11 protein-coding genes and 2 pseudogenes are annotated in these 14,496 nt (G+C 65.6%); 5 read left to right on the top strand and 8 right to left on the bottom strand.

Annotation, left to right across the window (positions count from 1 at the left end; translation table 11 throughout):
- Window positions 1-71: 71 nt before the first annotated feature.
- Window positions 72-2,781: pseudogene (locus ACXI0U_RS06865) on the bottom strand (helix-turn-helix transcriptional regulator).
- The gene (locus tag ACXI0U_RS06860) at window positions 2,778-5,492 is read right to left on the bottom strand and encodes a winged helix-turn-helix domain-containing protein (RefSeq protein ID WP_374980395.1); all 2,715 of its coding nucleotides are present in this window, start codon (window positions 5,490-5,492) and stop codon (window positions 2,778-2,780) included. The pseudogene ACXI0U_RS06865 and the gene ACXI0U_RS06860 overlap by 4 nt, the downstream one beginning before the upstream one ends.
- Before the next feature lie 163 nt (window positions 5,493-5,655).
- Here ACXI0U_RS06860 and pabB point away from each other — a divergent pair, with 163 nt between their 5' ends.
- Window positions 5,656-7,002, top strand: coding sequence for an aminodeoxychorismate synthase component I (pabB, locus tag ACXI0U_RS06855; protein WP_479549933.1), 1,347 nt, complete (start codon window positions 5,656-5,658; stop codon window positions 7,000-7,002).
- A gap of 73 nt (window positions 7,003-7,075) precedes the next feature.
- On the opposite strand, the gene thrH is transcribed toward pabB, so the two are convergent.
- Window positions 7,076-7,693 carry a bifunctional phosphoserine phosphatase/homoserine phosphotransferase ThrH gene (gene thrH, locus ACXI0U_RS06850; protein WP_021220337.1) on the bottom strand — a complete coding sequence of 206 codons (618 nt, stop codon included), beginning with the start codon at window positions 7,691-7,693 and terminating at the stop codon, window positions 7,076-7,078.
- Window positions 7,694-7,883: 190 nt separating this feature from the next.
- Here thrH and ACXI0U_RS06845 point away from each other — a divergent pair, with 190 nt between their 5' ends.
- On the top strand, window positions 7,884-8,618 hold the full coding sequence (locus ACXI0U_RS06845) for a phosphoadenylyl-sulfate reductase (protein ID WP_479549932.1): 735 nt from the start codon (window positions 7,884-7,886) through the stop codon (window positions 8,616-8,618).
- Between the two features lie 4 nt (window positions 8,619-8,622).
- Window positions 8,623-8,898 carry a hypothetical protein gene (locus tag ACXI0U_RS06840; protein ID WP_021220339.1) on the top strand — a complete coding sequence of 92 codons (276 nt, stop codon included), beginning with the start codon at window positions 8,623-8,625 and terminating at the stop codon, window positions 8,896-8,898.
- Window positions 8,899-8,941: 43 nt separating this feature from the next.
- Here ACXI0U_RS06840 and cysB read toward each other — a convergent pair whose 3' ends face one another.
- The 5 genes and pseudogenes from cysB to ACXI0U_RS06815 all read right to left on the bottom strand — a co-directional run bounded on the left by cysB (window position 8,942) and on the right by ACXI0U_RS06815 (window position 12,787).
- Window positions 8,942-9,916, bottom strand: a complete 975-nt coding sequence (gene cysB / locus ACXI0U_RS06835) for an HTH-type transcriptional regulator CysB (RefSeq protein WP_021220340.1) — start codon at window positions 9,914-9,916, stop codon at window positions 8,942-8,944.
- A 121-nt stretch (window positions 9,917-10,037) separates the two neighbouring features.
- Window positions 10,038-10,536, bottom strand: a pseudogene (locus ACXI0U_RS06830) (universal stress protein).
- A gap of 43 nt (window positions 10,537-10,579) precedes the next feature.
- Window positions 10,580-11,485, bottom strand: a complete 906-nt coding sequence (locus ACXI0U_RS06825) for a 5'-nucleotidase (protein ID WP_021220342.1) — start codon at window positions 11,483-11,485, stop codon at window positions 10,580-10,582.
- A gap of 10 nt (window positions 11,486-11,495) precedes the next feature.
- Complete coding sequence (locus tag ACXI0U_RS06820; RefSeq protein WP_271660558.1) at window positions 11,496-12,452, bottom strand: putative 2-dehydropantoate 2-reductase; 957 nt, start codon at window positions 12,450-12,452, stop codon at window positions 11,496-11,498.
- Complete coding sequence (locus ACXI0U_RS06815) at window positions 12,452-12,787, bottom strand: YbbN family protein (protein WP_021220344.1); 336 nt, start codon at window positions 12,785-12,787, stop codon at window positions 12,452-12,454. The genes ACXI0U_RS06820 and ACXI0U_RS06815 overlap by 1 nt, the downstream gene beginning before the upstream one ends.
- A 51-nt stretch (window positions 12,788-12,838) precedes the next feature.
- Between ACXI0U_RS06815 and ACXI0U_RS06810 the strand changes: the two genes are divergently transcribed.
- Together ACXI0U_RS06810 and ACXI0U_RS06805 are read left to right on the top strand one after the other, a co-directional pair.
- Window positions 12,839-13,258, top strand: coding sequence for a PilZ domain-containing protein (locus tag ACXI0U_RS06810; RefSeq protein ID WP_021220345.1), 420 nt, complete (start codon window positions 12,839-12,841; stop codon window positions 13,256-13,258).
- Between the two features lie 161 nt (window positions 13,259-13,419).
- Window positions 13,420-14,496 (top strand): 3-deoxy-7-phosphoheptulonate synthase, encoded by a 1,077-nt coding sequence (locus tag ACXI0U_RS06805; protein ID WP_271660557.1) that lies wholly within the window; start codon window positions 13,420-13,422, stop codon window positions 14,494-14,496.

Genomic DNA, 14,496 nt, shown 5'->3' with positions numbered 1-14,496 from the left:
ACTGAGCCCCCGCTCCGCTGCCAGCCCATCCAAGGGATGGAGGATGGCAACTTGCTGTTTTTTTAGTGGCATCAGGCCTCGCTGAGCAGGCCCAGGCTCTTGCCCTTGAGCACCGCCTGGGTGCGGCTGCGCACGCCCAGCTTGGCGAACAGGTTGTGCAGGTGCCATTTGATGGTCGCTTCCGACAGGTGCACCGCCTGGGCGATGTCCCGGTTGGACAGGCCGGCCGCGACGAAACGCAGGATTTCCCGCTCGCGGTGGCTCACATCCTGGTTCTCGTCGAAGGTTTCCGGGTCCACCGCCAGGCGCCGGCACTGCTCGCGCAGCGTCTCGGCGATGCCCTGCCAGGCCCCGGCCTTCTTGGGCTCGGCGGCACGCCAGGCTTCCCACAGGGGCAGCAGCCACAACGCATCGTCCTGGAACAAGCGCCGGTAGCCGCGGTTCCAGGCTTCCTCGATGGTGGGCAGGAACAGGGCGAAGGCCTTGTCGCTGTTACCTTTGCGCCAGTAGGCCACGGAAAGTAACAGGGACAGGCGCAGGCGCCGGTCGCGCTGGTGCTCGGCGCCCTGGCGGGCGAGGCAGGTTTCCAGCGCGCTCTGCGCCTTCTCCGGGCGCCGCTCGGTCAGGGCCAGGCGGGCGACGGACAAGGCCAGCGCCGTATGAGCATCGGCATAGCGCGCCAGCGGCAGGGCCGCGAGGTGGCGCTCCAGTTGCAGGCACACGCGCTCGGCTTCATTGGGGCGGCGCAGCCACAGCAGGAACTGCACCTTGCAACCCATGCCGTGGGCGAACACCCGCTCGTAACCCGGTCCCTGGAGGCCGGCGAGCCAGTCATCCAATTGATTGAGCGCCTGCTCCGGCTCACCGGCGAAGAAGCGCGCCCGCGCCATCACCAACTGCCCACGGCTGATCAGCTCCACCGGCGTCGCCACGTCGCGCCAGGTGGTAGCCAGGGGCAGTTCGGCGAGCACCGCCGCATGGCGATCCTGCTCGTAAAGCAGGTCGGCGTAGGCCAACACCAGTGGCCCACCCACGCGGCTGCGGCGACCGAAGACCCGCTCGACACGGCCACGGGCGATCTCGGCGATGGAGCGGCCGCGTTCCAGCTCGCCGCTCTCCTTGCAGATCAGCGACTCGATCAGGCTGGTCATCACATGCAGGTATTCGCTGTCGACGATGCGCAAGCAATCCCGTGCGGTGGCGATGGATTTCGACGCGTCGCCGCAACTCCCCCAGCAACGCATAGGCCGCCGCCTGCACGCAGGACAGGCTGGCGCGGAACACCGGCTGGTTGTCCGGCACCATGGCCAGCCACTGGCGGGCGACCTTGAGGCAGCTTTCCAGTTTGTCCTGGTACAGCAGCACCAGCGCCTTGAGCACCTGGGAGGCGGCCAGCAGCTCGCCGAGGCCGAAGTGAATGACCTTGCCGCGCCCCTGCAGCAGGCGGGTGCTGACCTCTTCGATCAGCGCCTCGGACTCGGCGAATTTCTGCTCGAAGGCCAGCTGCCAGGCGTAGAAGATCTGGAACACCGGGTGCTCGCGGATCACATCGGCGGGCACTTCCTTGAGCATCGAGAGGATGCCGTAGACGCGGTTGCCGGCGATCAGCCGAGCGCCCTGGCGCTCCAGCAACTCGGCGGCGAAGCCGTAGTCACGACCGCGCAGGGCGTACTTGATGGCGCGGTCCGGCAGGTCGTGGCTCTCGCACCAGCGCGCGGCGGCATGCAGCAGCGTGGCGCTGTCGGTATGGCGTTGCAGGCGGCCCTGGAGGAATTCGGCGAACAGGTGGTGGTAGCGGAACCATTCACCCTGCTCGTCCAGGGCGATGACGAAGAGCTGCTCGCGCTGCAGGCGCATCAGCATGTCCAGGCCATCGCGGCGGCCGGTCAGGGCGTTGCACAGGTCGGCGCAGAACTCGTCGAGCACCGAGGTCTGGTCAAGGAACTGCTGCAGGGCCAGGGGCAGGCTGTTGACCACGTCCTCGGCCAGGTAGTCGGCGATATTGCGCTCGGTACCGCTGAGGCTGGCGAGGAAGGCCTTGCGGTCCGGGTGCCGCGCCAGGGCCAGGCTGGCCAGGTGCAGCGCGGTGATCCAGCCCTCGGTACGGGCATGCAGCTGCTTCAGCTCGCTGCGGCTCAGCTCCAGCTCGCGGACCTCGCGGAAATACGCCTCGGTTTCCTCGAGGGACAGGCGCAGGTCTTCGGCCTGCAGCGTGAAGGCCTCGCCCTCGATGAACAGGCTGCGCGGGGTGAAGCGGGTGGCGCTGACCAGGTGCACGTTGCGCGGCAGGCGCTCGACCAGGTGGCGGGCGCCCTGCTCCAGGCTGGCGTGGCGGATGCGATGGAAGTCGTCGAGCATCACGTAGAGCTCGCCGTCGAGGCGCTGCAGGTCACTGACGAAGGCGTCGATGATCGCCTCCACCGGCCAGTTCACCTCACCCCGCAGCAGCCCGGCGGTGTTGCTGCCGAAGCCCGGCTTCACCGCCTCGACCGCAGCGACCAGGTATTGCAGCAGGCGCTGGGGCTCGCTGTCGGAATCATCGCAGGACAGCCAGGCGACCCGTGCACCGGCTTGCTGCAGCTTCTCGCGGAACAGGCTGAGCACGGTGCTCTTGCCGAACCCAGCGGGGGCGCTGAGCACCATCACACGCTGGCTGCGAGCCTCGAACAGCCGGTCGATCAGGGCCTTGCGCGCCAGGCGTGGACGGCCGCCGGAATCCGGCGGGAAGAGCTTGGTACGCAGCATCGGGAAGGGCAGCGCATCGTTGGACGGGGCGCTCATGCTTCCAGCAGCCCCAGTTCCCGCGCCCGGCGTATCGCCTGGGTGCGATTGCGCACCTTGAGCTTCTCGTAGATGTTGTGCAGGTGCCATTTCACGGTCCCCAGGGCCAGCGAGAGCTGCTGGCCGATTTCCTCGTTGGAAAGTCCCTTGGCCGCCAGCAGGACCACCTCGCGTTCGCGGTCGGTGAGCCCTTCTTCCAGCACATCCTGTGACTTGCGTACGTCCTGTCCCGGCCAGATGGCCAGCAGGCTGCGAATGAACCCCTGCAGCGCGGGCTGGCGCTCGGCGGCTTCCAGTTGCTGCAGCAGCAGGCGGATGGCATCGCCCTCCTCCACGAAGAGGCTGCGCACATCCTCGCGCTCGGCACTGAGCAGGCACTGCACCAGCAGGCTCTGGGCCCGTTCCTGGTAGCCCAGACGCTGGTAGCTGAGGGCGGCCAGCAGGTCCAGGCGCAGGCGCTGCAGGCCATGCCAGCCGGGTTGCAGCTGGGCACGCAACTGGTTGATCTCGTGCAACGCCTCGCTGTAATGCCCACGCGCCTGCTGCAGGCGTACGCGGATCAGCCCCTGGGTCCAGAGCACCGGGTTGAAGCCGCGCTTGGCGTAGTCGGCGGCGAGCTTGGCCCAGTCCACCGCCTTCAGACGCAGCTCGGCCCGCTTGATGCGGTCGGTCGCCGGCTCCTGGAGGATCAGGGTCACCTCGTCGGCCACCGCCTGCACGTAGAAGCGCCAGGAGTGGTTGCGCGCCGCCAGGTTCTGCATCAGCACCAGGCTGGCCAGGGCTTCCTTGGGTTTGTCCTGCATGCGCTGGATGCGCGCGAGGAAGAGCATGCCCTGGGCATAGATATCGATGGGCTTGATCACGTCCACATGGTTGAGCGCCCAGCGCAGGCGCTCTTCCAGGCCGTCGAGACGCCCCTGCTGGTAGGCGATCAGCGATTCGATGATCACCGGCAGGGCCAGGGCCCGGGACTTCTCGCCGAACAACGGCATCAGTTGGGCGCGCATCTGCTCGTGCAGCAACTGGGCCTGCTTGACCTGGCCCTGCTCCAGCGAGAGAAGCACCTCCACGTTGCCCAGTTGCATGTCGAGGTAGCGACCCTCGAGGAAGTGGTTGCGCTGCTGCGCCAGGGCCAGCAGGCGCCTTGCCTGTTCGGGCTGGGCGAGGATCACCAGGGCCAGGGCACCGATCACCAGCATGGCCACTTCGAGGAAGGCCTCGTGCTGGCCGAGCAGGCCCTCCACCTTGCGCGCCAGGCTCACGCAGAGGTCGAGGTCGTCCTTCTGCAGCGCGATGGCGGCCTTCACCGCCAGCGCGGCCAGGTACTTCTCGCTGAGCGGCGCCTGGGCGCCGGTACCGCCCCAGCGCGCCAGCAGCTCGTCGAGCATCTGGTTGGCTTCGGGCAGGGCCAGCTCGGTGGCGCGGTTCCACACATCGGCGAGGATCAGCGTCGGGTAGCGCTCGGCGATGTCGTCGGGCACGAACTGGCGCCAGCGGTAGATCTGGTTCAGCTGGCCACGGTTGATCAGCTCCAGGCCGCAACCGTCCACCAGCGCAGCGAGCATTTCCGGGTCTTCGGCCAGGCAGGCGTGCTCGATGGCGAGGTTCTGCATGTGGTGGTTGGTGAACCACAGGCTGGCATTGAAGTGCAGCTGCTTGAAGCGTTCCGGCTCCTGGGCCACCAGGCGGGCCCGGAGGAAGTCGGCGAACAGGTGATGGAAGCGGTACCACTGGCGCTCGCGGTCCAGGGGCAGGAGGAACAGCTGCATGGTTTCCAGCTGCTCCAGCAGGGCCTGGCCGTCGTTGCGCCCGGTCAGGGCGTTGGCCAGGTCACCGCTCAACTGGCTGGCGATGCCGAGGGCCAGCAGGGCGTCCTGCAGGTCCGCCGGCAACTGCTCGAAAACGGTGGTCAGCAGGTAGTCGCCCACGGCCGCCTGGTCGCCGCCCATGGCCAGCACCTGGTCGGAGGCCTGGGGCTGGTGGCGCAGCCAGAGGCTGGCGAGGTGCACGCCGATCAGCCAGCCTTCGGTCTGGCTGTGCAGCGCGGCGAGGGTCGCCTCGTCCAGCTCCAGGCCGCTGCGGTCCAGGTAGTCGCGGGTCTCTTCCTCGGTCAGGCGCAGCTCGTCCAGCCCGACTTCCAGCAGCCAGCCCTTGGCACGCAGGGTGGCGAGGTTCATCGGTGGCAGGGAGCGGCTGCCGATGGCCAGGGTGAAGTGGGCCGGCGCCATCTTCACCAGGCGACCGAGGGCGGTGAATATCTCCGTGTCGCTGAGCAGGTGCAGGTCATCCAGCACCAGCAGCAGCGGCCCTTCCAGGGCGGTCAGTTCCACCAGCAGGCTTTCCAGCACGGCAGCGACCGGCACCTGCATGGTGTTCTGCAGGAAGCCGGCCGCATGGGCACCGATGCCGGGCACGGCGGCACCCAGGGTCTTGATCAGTTGCTGGAAGAAGCGCGAGGGGTTGTCGTCCTCGCTGCCGAGGGAGAACCAGGCGACAGCGGAACCGGCCTCACGCCGTTGTTCTGCGAGGGTCGCCAGGGCGGTGGTCTTGCCAAAGCCTGCGGGCGCCGAGAACAGCAAAAGGCGCGCGTGAGGGTGTGCAGCCAGGACCGCCTGCACCTGCGGTCGTGGCAAATAGTCGGCAGACGCTTGGGGCGTCATCAGTTTTGAGCGCAGTAGGCTGCCGGCTGCGGGGTCGAGAACTGCATCCACGGCCTGTATCCCTGTATCTTTATCATTGTGGGACGGGGATATGACCCCGCGGGATTTATCCATAATTATCAGAATGCATTTCCTGCGTAAACTTAAGAAACGGCTCTAGGATCGACAATTTAGGCGGTCTAGAATCCTCACTCGCGCCCTCTTTGCGTCCATCATGCCCAACTGCCTCCTACACCCTCTGCCCTACCACGAACACCCGGGACAGCGTTTCGCCCTCGTCCGCCATGCACCCGGAGCGGTGCTGCTCGACGCCGGCCGGCCCATTGCCAGTCGTGGACGCTATGACCTATTCAGCGCCTGGCCATTGGCAGAACTGGCGCCGGGACCCGACGAATCGGCCAACGACTTTATTTGCCGCCTTCGCGGGACCTTGCAGCAGCTGGGCCCGGCGGATTCCCCCGATACCGTGGAACTGCCATTCACGGGCGGATTGATGGGATATTTTTCCTATGACTTCGGCCGCCGGCTGGAGCAACTGCCCGAGCAGGCCCTGGATGACCGCCACCTGCCGGACGCCCAACTCGGCCTCTATGCCTGGGCCCTGGTCAGCGACCACCAGCACCGCACCAGCCAGCTGGTATTCCACCCGAGCCTCGCCGAAAGCGAGCGACTGCGACTGATAGACCTGTTCGAGTGCGCGGAAAATCCCGACAACGTCGAGGAATTTCGTCTTACCCGCGCCTTTCAGGCCGATCTGTCGCAAACGGCTTACAGAACGGCCATCGAACGCATCCAGTCGTACATCGCTGCCGGTGACTGCTACCAGGTGAACTTCGCCCAGCGCTTCCAGGCGCCCTGCCAGGGCGACCCTTGGGCGGCCTACCTGGCGCTGCGCGAAGCCTGCTCCACGCCCTTCTCCGCCTACCAGGCCCTGGCCGGTGGCGGCGCCATCCTCAGCCTGTCACCGGAGCGCTTCATCAAGCTGAGCAAGGGCCAGGTGGAAACCCGCCCGATCAAGGGCACCCGCCCCCGGGGCCGCACGCCGGACGAGGACGCCGAACAGGCCGCAGAGCTGCTGGCGAGCCCCAAGGACCGGGCCGAGAACCTGATGATCGTCGACCTGCTGCGCAATGACCTGGGTCGCAGCTGCGCCACCGGCAGCGTGAAGGTGCCCGAGCTGTTCGCCCTGGAGAGCTACCCCAACGTGCACCACTTGGTCAGCGCTGTGAGCGGCACCCTGGCTGCGGGCAAGGACGCGCTGGACCTGCTGGTGGGCAGCTTCCCCGGCGGCTCCATCACCGGTGCACCGAAGATCCGCGCCATGCAGATCATCGACGAGTTGGAGCCCACCCGCCGCGCCATCTACTGCGGCTCGCTGGTCTACCTCGACGTACGCGGGGAGATGGACAGCTCCATCGCCATCCGCACCCTGCTGGTGAAGGACGGCGTGGCCAGTTGCTGGGGCGGTGGGGGCATCGTCGCCGACTCCCAGTGGGAAGAGGAGTACCGTGAATCCATCACCAAGGTGCAGGTGCTGTTGCGCACCCTGGAAGGCTTGTAGGAGCTCCATTCGCCCAGCGCCACGCAGACAGAAACGAAAAAGCCCGCTTTCGCGGGCTTTTTCATGGCTGGGCTCAGAGGCTCAGCTGGCGATCGGACGCCTTGAGGAACTCACGCTTGAGGTCCTCGTAGGTGTGCACCGCCGGGAACTGCGGGAACTCGCGGATCACGTTTTCCGGCGCATGGAACAGGATGCCGGCGTGGGCCTCGGCGAGCATGGTGGTGTCGTTGTAGGAGTCGCCAGCAGCGATCACACGGTAATAGAGGCTCTTGAAGGCGATCACCGATTGGCGCTTCGGGTCCTTCTGGCGCAGCTGGTAGCCCACGACGCGGTCGGTGTCGTCGGTGATCAGCTTGTGGCACAGCAGGGCCGGGAAGCCGAGCTGGCGCATCAGCGGCTGGGAGAACTCGTAGAAGGTGTCGGAGAGGATCACCACCTGGAAGCGCTCGCGCAGCCAGTCGACGAACTCCACCGCGCCTTCCAGCGGCTTGAGGGTGGCGATCACTTCCTGGATGTCGGACAGCTTGAGGCCGTGCTCATCGAGGATGCGCAGGCGCTGCTTCATCAGCACGTCGTAGTCGGGAATATCGCGGGTCGTGGCCTTGAGCGCGTCGATTCCAGTTTTTTCGGCGAAGGCGATCCAGATTTCCGGAACCAGCACACCTTCTAGGTCGAGACAGGCGATTTCCACGAGACATTCCTCGGTTATTGAATTGTTAGGGAGGCGGCACTCTAGCTTTTCACCCGCAGCCACGCAACGCGGCACTTATACCCAAACAGGGCAGTCCCCCTGCCTTATGGTTATTTAGGCGCATAAGTTGCTTTTGCTACCATCCGCGCCATAGAGCGCGTAGCGCCATTTCAACTAGGAAAACCGCCTGATGAACCAACCCTTCGACGTCGCCGAGATCGCCGCGGCCTACGCCAGCAAATCCCCCCAGGACATCCTCAAGCTCGCCTTCGAACACTTCGGCGACGACCTGTGGCTGTCCTTCAGCGGTGCCGAGGACGTGGTGCTGGTGGACATGGCCTGGAAGCTCAACAAGAACGTCAAGGTGTTCAGCCTGGATACCGGTCGCCTGCACCCGGAAACCTACCGCTTCATCGAGAAGGTCCGCGAGCACTACGGCATTGCCATCGAACTGCTCTCCCCCGACGCCACCAAGCTGGAGCCCTTCGTTCGCGAGAAGGGTCTGTTCAGCTTCTACAAGGACGGCCACGAGGAGTGCTGCGGCATCCGCAAGATCGAGCCGCTGCGGCGCAAGCTGTCTACCGTGCGCGCCTGGGCCACCGGCCAGCGCCGCGACCAGAGCCCCGGCACCCGCAGCAAGGTGGCCGCGGTGGAACTGGACGGTGCCTTCTCCACACCCGACAACCCGCTGTACAAGTTCAACCCCCTGGCGCAGATGCCCAGCGACGAAGTCTGGGCTTACATCCGCATGCTGGAGATCCCTTACAACCCGCTGCACGAGCGCGGTTTCATCAGCATCGGCTGCGAGCCCTGCACCCGCCCCGTGCTGCCCAACCAGCACGAGCGCGAAGGCCGCTGGTGGTGGGAAGAAGCCACCCAGAAGGAATGCGGCCTGCACGCCGGCAACCTGATCGCGAAGAACTGAGCCGATGAAGATCACCCTGGTGAAGAAGGTCCTGGCCGATGGCGAGGACTGCGACAAGTGCAAGGACGTGCAGCGCCTGCTGGAGCGCGGCGGCTACATGGGGCGCATCGACCGGGTGATGGTGGCGGACGAGCGCAACCCGGCCAGCAGCGGCTGGATGGTCGCCCAGCACTACGGCATCGACACCGCGCCCTTCTTCGTCGTGCGTCGCGACGACGGCAGCGAGCAGGTCTACACCGTGTTCCACGAGTTCCTGCACCAGGTGCTCGAAGCAGAATGAAAAAGCCCGGCAGATGCCGGGCTTTTCGTTTGCGGGCGTCGACTCAGTAGGTCGGCAGCTCGACGTCGTGGAACAGGTCATCCAGCTCGGCCTTGTTGTGGCACTGCACCGCCTTGGCCAGCATGTCGCGAGTCAGGTGCGGGGCGAACTTCTCGATGAAGTCGCACATGAAGCCGCGCAGGAAGGTGCCACGACGGAAGCCGATCTTGGTCACGCTGGACTCGAACAGCTCGCCGGCGTCCAGCACCACGAGGTCGCTGTCGAGCTTGGGGTCCACCGCCATCTTGGCGACGATGCCCACGCCCAGGCCCAGGCGCACATAGGTCTTGATCACGTCGGCGTCGGCCGCGGTGAACACCACCTTCGGCGTCAGGCCGCGATGGCTGAAGGCTTCGTCCAGCTTCGAACGGCCGGTGAAACCGAACACGTAGGTGACGATGGGGTGCTCGGCGAGCGCTTCCAGGGTCAGCTTCGGCAGTTTGGTCAGCGGGTGGCCCTGGGGCACGATCACGCAGCGGTTCCAGCGGTAGCAGGGCATCATCACCAGGTCACCGAACAGCTCCAGGGCCTCGGTAGCGATGGCGAAGTCGACGGTGCCGTCGGCGGCCATCTCGGCGATCTGCATCGGCGTGCCCTGGTGCATGTGCAGGGCCACGTCCGGGTACTGGCGGATAAAGTTGCTGATCACCGGCGGCAACGCGTAGCGCGCCTGGGTGTGGGTGGTGGCGATGGACAGGGTGCCCTTCTTCTCGTTGGAGAATTCCTGGGCGATCTGCTTGATGCTTTCCACCTTGCGCAGGATTTCCCCGGCGGTGGTGATGATGCGCTCGCCCGCCGGAGTGACGCGGGTGAGGTGCTTGCCGCTGCGGGCGAATACTTCGACGCCCAGTTCATCCTCGAGCAGGCGGATTTGCTTGCTGATACCTGGTTGCGAGGTGTACAGGCTTTGCGCGGTGGCCGACACGTTGAGGTCGTGGTGCGCCACTTCCCAGATGTAGCGCAGTTGCTGAAGCTTCATAGATGTCCCTCAAAGCAAATGACGACGCAATGGATGGTCAGCGACGTTTATAACCATATTAATGGTTTGATGGATAAAACTAGACGTTTTTTTCAGTTTTGCACGTCATTCGTAATCGCCGTCACAGCTCTCCTCTGCCCCGGTGCTGCAGCATGGGCACCAGGTACACCGGCACATCGGATAACTGCACCAGCCGCGCCGACGTCCGCCCCAGGGGCGTATCGAGCGCAGCGCCATGGCTATGACTGCCTACGACCAGCAAATCCACCCCGAGTTTCTGCGCCTCTTCGAGAATCACCTGGGCCGGGTCGCCCTGCACCACGCGCACCGCGCGGATCATCCCCAGTTCGCTCTGGGCGTCACCCATCTCGTCGCGGAACCCTTCCAGCACACGCTGTTCGATGCTGGCCATGACGGTGCCCAGGCCCTTGCTGCGCAGGTCGGCAAGGCGCTCTTCATCCAGGTAGGTCTGCAGGACCGACTCGGCGAACAACCCGAGGGGCTCCACCGCGTGCACCACGTAGAGCTCGGCCTGGTAGACCCGGGCGAGCGAGAGCGTGCTGCAGCACGTAGGGGGCATAGAGGCCAAGGTCGGTGGCGTAGAGAATCGAACGAATCATGAGGCCTCCTACTGCCTGGGTGGCGGGCCTCGTCTCAGCTTAGTCAGATCTGCGGTTCGTTGCTTACACCGTGCGGCACATGGCCCGTAGCGACCACTTCGCGGGCTTTCTCGCAATGCCCGGCCTGGTCGTCGAAGAACACGTCGGCGCCAAAGGCATCGAGGATCGAGGACTTTTCCAACCCGCCGAGGAAGAAGGATTCGTCGAGGCGGATGTCCCACTCGCGCAAGGTACGGATGACCCGCTCATGGGCCGGCGCCGAGCGCGCGGTGACCAGGGCCGTGCGGATGGGGCAGGCGTCGGCGGGGAACTCCTGCTGCAGGCGGTTGAGCGCCGAGAGGAAGGGCTTGAAGGGGCCACCGTCCAGTGGCGTCAAGGCAGCTTCGCGCTCGTAGGCCTGGAAGGCTTCGAGCCCGCCGCGCTGGTAGACGCGCTCGGAGTCGTCGGAAAACAGCACCGCATCACCGTCGAAGGCGATGCGCAATTCGTTGCTCGCGGCCCGGCGCGGCCCGCCGGACAGGATGGTCGCCGAGGCGAAGCCACTTTGCAGTGCAGCGCGCACGTCGTCCACATGGGTGGAGAGGAACAGGTGGCAACCGAACGCCTTGAGATAAGGCCCCGGGCTGCGGCCGCCGGAGAAGGCCGCGCGGGATATGGCCAGGCCATGCTGCTGGATCGAGTTGAACGCGCGCAGTCCGGTATCGGCGCTGTTGCGCGACACCAGGATCACCTCGACCCGCGCCTGCCCCAACTCGCTGTTGAGGCCGAGCAGTTTCTGCACCAGGGGGAAGGCGTCGCCCTGCTCGAGCACCTCGTCTTCGTGCTCGATCTGGTACTGGCGGTAGGCTTCGATGCCTTCGGCCTCATACACCCGGTGGCTTTCATTGAGGTCGAACAGCGCCCGCGAGGAAATCGCCAGCACCAGTTTGTCCGCCAGTCCTCCCGCCATACCCCTCTCCTTATTGCTGGTTGCGCGCGTCGATGAAACGTAGGGCCTGGTACAGCGCGCGGATGCGCGGCAATTCCTTGCCGGCCGCAGCGGCCGCTGCCAGGGGTGCAGCATAGATGGCCTCCAGCTCCAGCGGCCGGCGCTGGGCGAAGTCGTGGTACATGCTGGGCAGGTAGTCGGGCATGCGGTCGGTGGAAGCCAGCAGCTTGCCGGCGAACCCTTCCGGCAGGCTGTGGCCACAGGCCAGTGCGCCCTCCACCACTTCCTGCATGATCGCCTGGATCAACTCGCGGGCGTCGGCGTTGCGCATCAAGGCCGTGGTGCCGGCGTCGAGCAGGACCGAAAGGCCGTTGTAGGGCACGTTCCACACCAGCTTCTGCCAGCGCGCCTGGTCAAGGTTGGGCATGCCGGTGGAATCGAGTCCCGCCGCGCGGAACAGCCCGACGCCCTCCTCCAGCAGCGCCTGGCGCGCGCCATCATCGATGGCCGGGCCGGAGTGGTAGCCGAGGTTCACCGCCCCCAGGGACTGGTGCTCGATGACGCCCGGCGCATCGCGGTGGACGCAGATGTAGCAGAGCCCGCCCAGCAGGTGCAGCGAATCCGGCAGCAGCGGGCGCAGCGCGTCCTCGACGGCCAGGCCGTTCTGCAGCACCACCACCTTGGCGCCCGGAGCTGCGGCACGGGCGATCAGCGGTGCCAGGTCGGCGTTGCTGGTGGTCTTGGCGCCCACCAGCAGCCAGTCGCAGGGCGGCATCTCGGCCACCTCGCGATAGGCCTGCACGGGGTTCAGGGCCAGGGCGCCGTGCACAGCGCTGTTGAGCTGCAGGCCATTGGCACGCACGGCCTCGTATTCGCTGCGCAGCAGGAAGTGCACGTCGAAGCCCGCACGGGCCAGCAGCAAGCCGTAGAAGCCGCCGATGGCACCGGTACCGATGATGCCGATGCGCGGTTGCTGGGTTTGGGTCATCAGGGAAGCTCCTCTGCCTGGCGGGCCAGTGCCTCGTCCAGGTTGCGGTTCAGGTCGTCGCCCTGCAGCGTGCTGCGCAGGGCGCCAAGAAATTGTCCATCCCGCACCACGAACAGTGCAGGCAGGTGGAATACCTCGTAGCGCTGCACCAGGCCACCATTATTGCCGGCGTCTATCCAGCACAATCTGTCGATGCCCAGGGGCATCTGCGACAGATGGCGCCGCGCCCAGCGGCAACTGGCACAACCTATGCTGGTGAATATCACCAGGGAGGTGCCCGGCAGGCCCAGCAGTTGCTGGTCCGCATCGAAATCAGTCAGTTCCAGTTCGCGCACTATACTGCCCCTAAGAGATGCCAGAATAATGGCATCCGGAGTTCACAAAAAATGCGTCGATTCCTGCGTCACCCCAGCGATCTGCCTGTAGAGCTGGTACTGCGCAAGCACAGCTTCCTGCCGCGACAGCGGCTGCACAATATCAGCCTCGGCGGCGTTGCCTGCAACTCGCTGCGGGGCTTTCGCAAGGGCACCGCGATCGAGCTGCGCATCCCCCTGCTGGGCGACGAGGCGCGCTATGCGGGCATCGTCGCCTGGTGCCGCAAGCAGCCCGACGACTACCTGGTGGGCATCTGCTTCACCGACGAGGAAACCCTGTTCCGCGCCCGCATGGTCGAGCAGGTCTGCCAGATCGAGGTCTACCGCAAGCAGCGCGAGCTGGAGGCCGGTGAGGAACTGCCGATCGAGCGCATCGCCCAGGAATGGATCGCCCGGCACGCCGCCGAGTTCTCCGCTGCCAGCCTGAACTGAGCATTTTCCGCCTATTTGCTCCCTTCGCGCCATTGTCGAGCCAGCGTGTAACGCGTTAAGGTTCCGCGTCCCCGACGCGCACTCAAATGCCGTGCCCCGCCGCTCCGGGATGGCTGGCGGCCCGCACCTGTGACCTGACGACTGACCTGATGACTAGCACGATGGCTGATTTACCGATCGACGACCTTAACGTTGCCTCCAACGAGACCCTGATCACGCCGGAGCAACTGAAACGCGAGATTCCGCTCACCGACGCCGCATTGCACACCGTCGCCCATGGCCGCGAAGTGGTGCGCAACATCCTCGATGGCAAGGATCATCGCCTGTTCGTGGTGGTCGGCCCCTGCTCGATCCACGACATCAAGGCCGCACACGAATACGCCGATCGCCTCAAGGGCCTGGCAGCCGAGGTCTCCGACACGCTGTTCCTGGTCATGCGCGTGTACTTCGAGAAGCCGCGCACCACCGTCGGCTGGAAAGGCCTGATCAACGACCCGTACCTGGACGACTCCTTCAAGATCCAGGATGGCCTGCACATCGGTCGCCAACTACTGCGCGACCTGGCTGAGAAAGGCCTGCCCACCGCCACCGAGGCGCTGGACCCGATCTCCCCGCAGTACCTGCAGGACCTGATCAGCTGGTCCGCCATCGGCGCCCGCACCACCGAATCCCAGACCCACCGCGAGATGGCCTCGGGCCTGTCCTCGGCGGTCGGCTTCAAGAACGGCACCGACGGCAGCCTGACAGTCGCGATCAACGCGCTGCAGTCGGTCTCCAGCCCGCACCGCTTCCTCGGCATCAACCAGGAAGGTGGCGTCTCCATCGTCACCACCAAGGGCAACGCCTATGGCCATGTCGTGCTGCGCGGCGGCAACGGCAAGCCCAACTACGACTCGGTGAGCGTTGCCATTTGTGAGCAGGAACTGACCAAAGCCGGCATCAAGCCGAACATCATGGTCGACTGCAGCCACGCCAACTCCAACAAGGACCCGGCCCTGCAGCCGCTGGTGATGGACAACGTCGCCAACCAGATCCTCGAAGGCAACGGCTCCATCGTCGGCCTGATGGTGGAAAGCCACCTCGGCTGGGGCAGCCAGTCCATTCCCAAGGACCTGAACCAGCTGAAGTACGGTGTATCGATCACCGATGCCTGCATCGACTGGGAAGCCACCGAGAAGACCCTGCGCAGCATGCACGCCAAACTCAAGGACGTGCTGCCCAAGCGCCAGCGCGGCTGA

The organism is Pseudomonas sp. C9D1 (assembly GCF_056491235.1).
The sequence above is the reverse complement of the archived record's forward strand: the minus strand, read 5'-3'. Positions and strand labels throughout refer to the sequence as shown.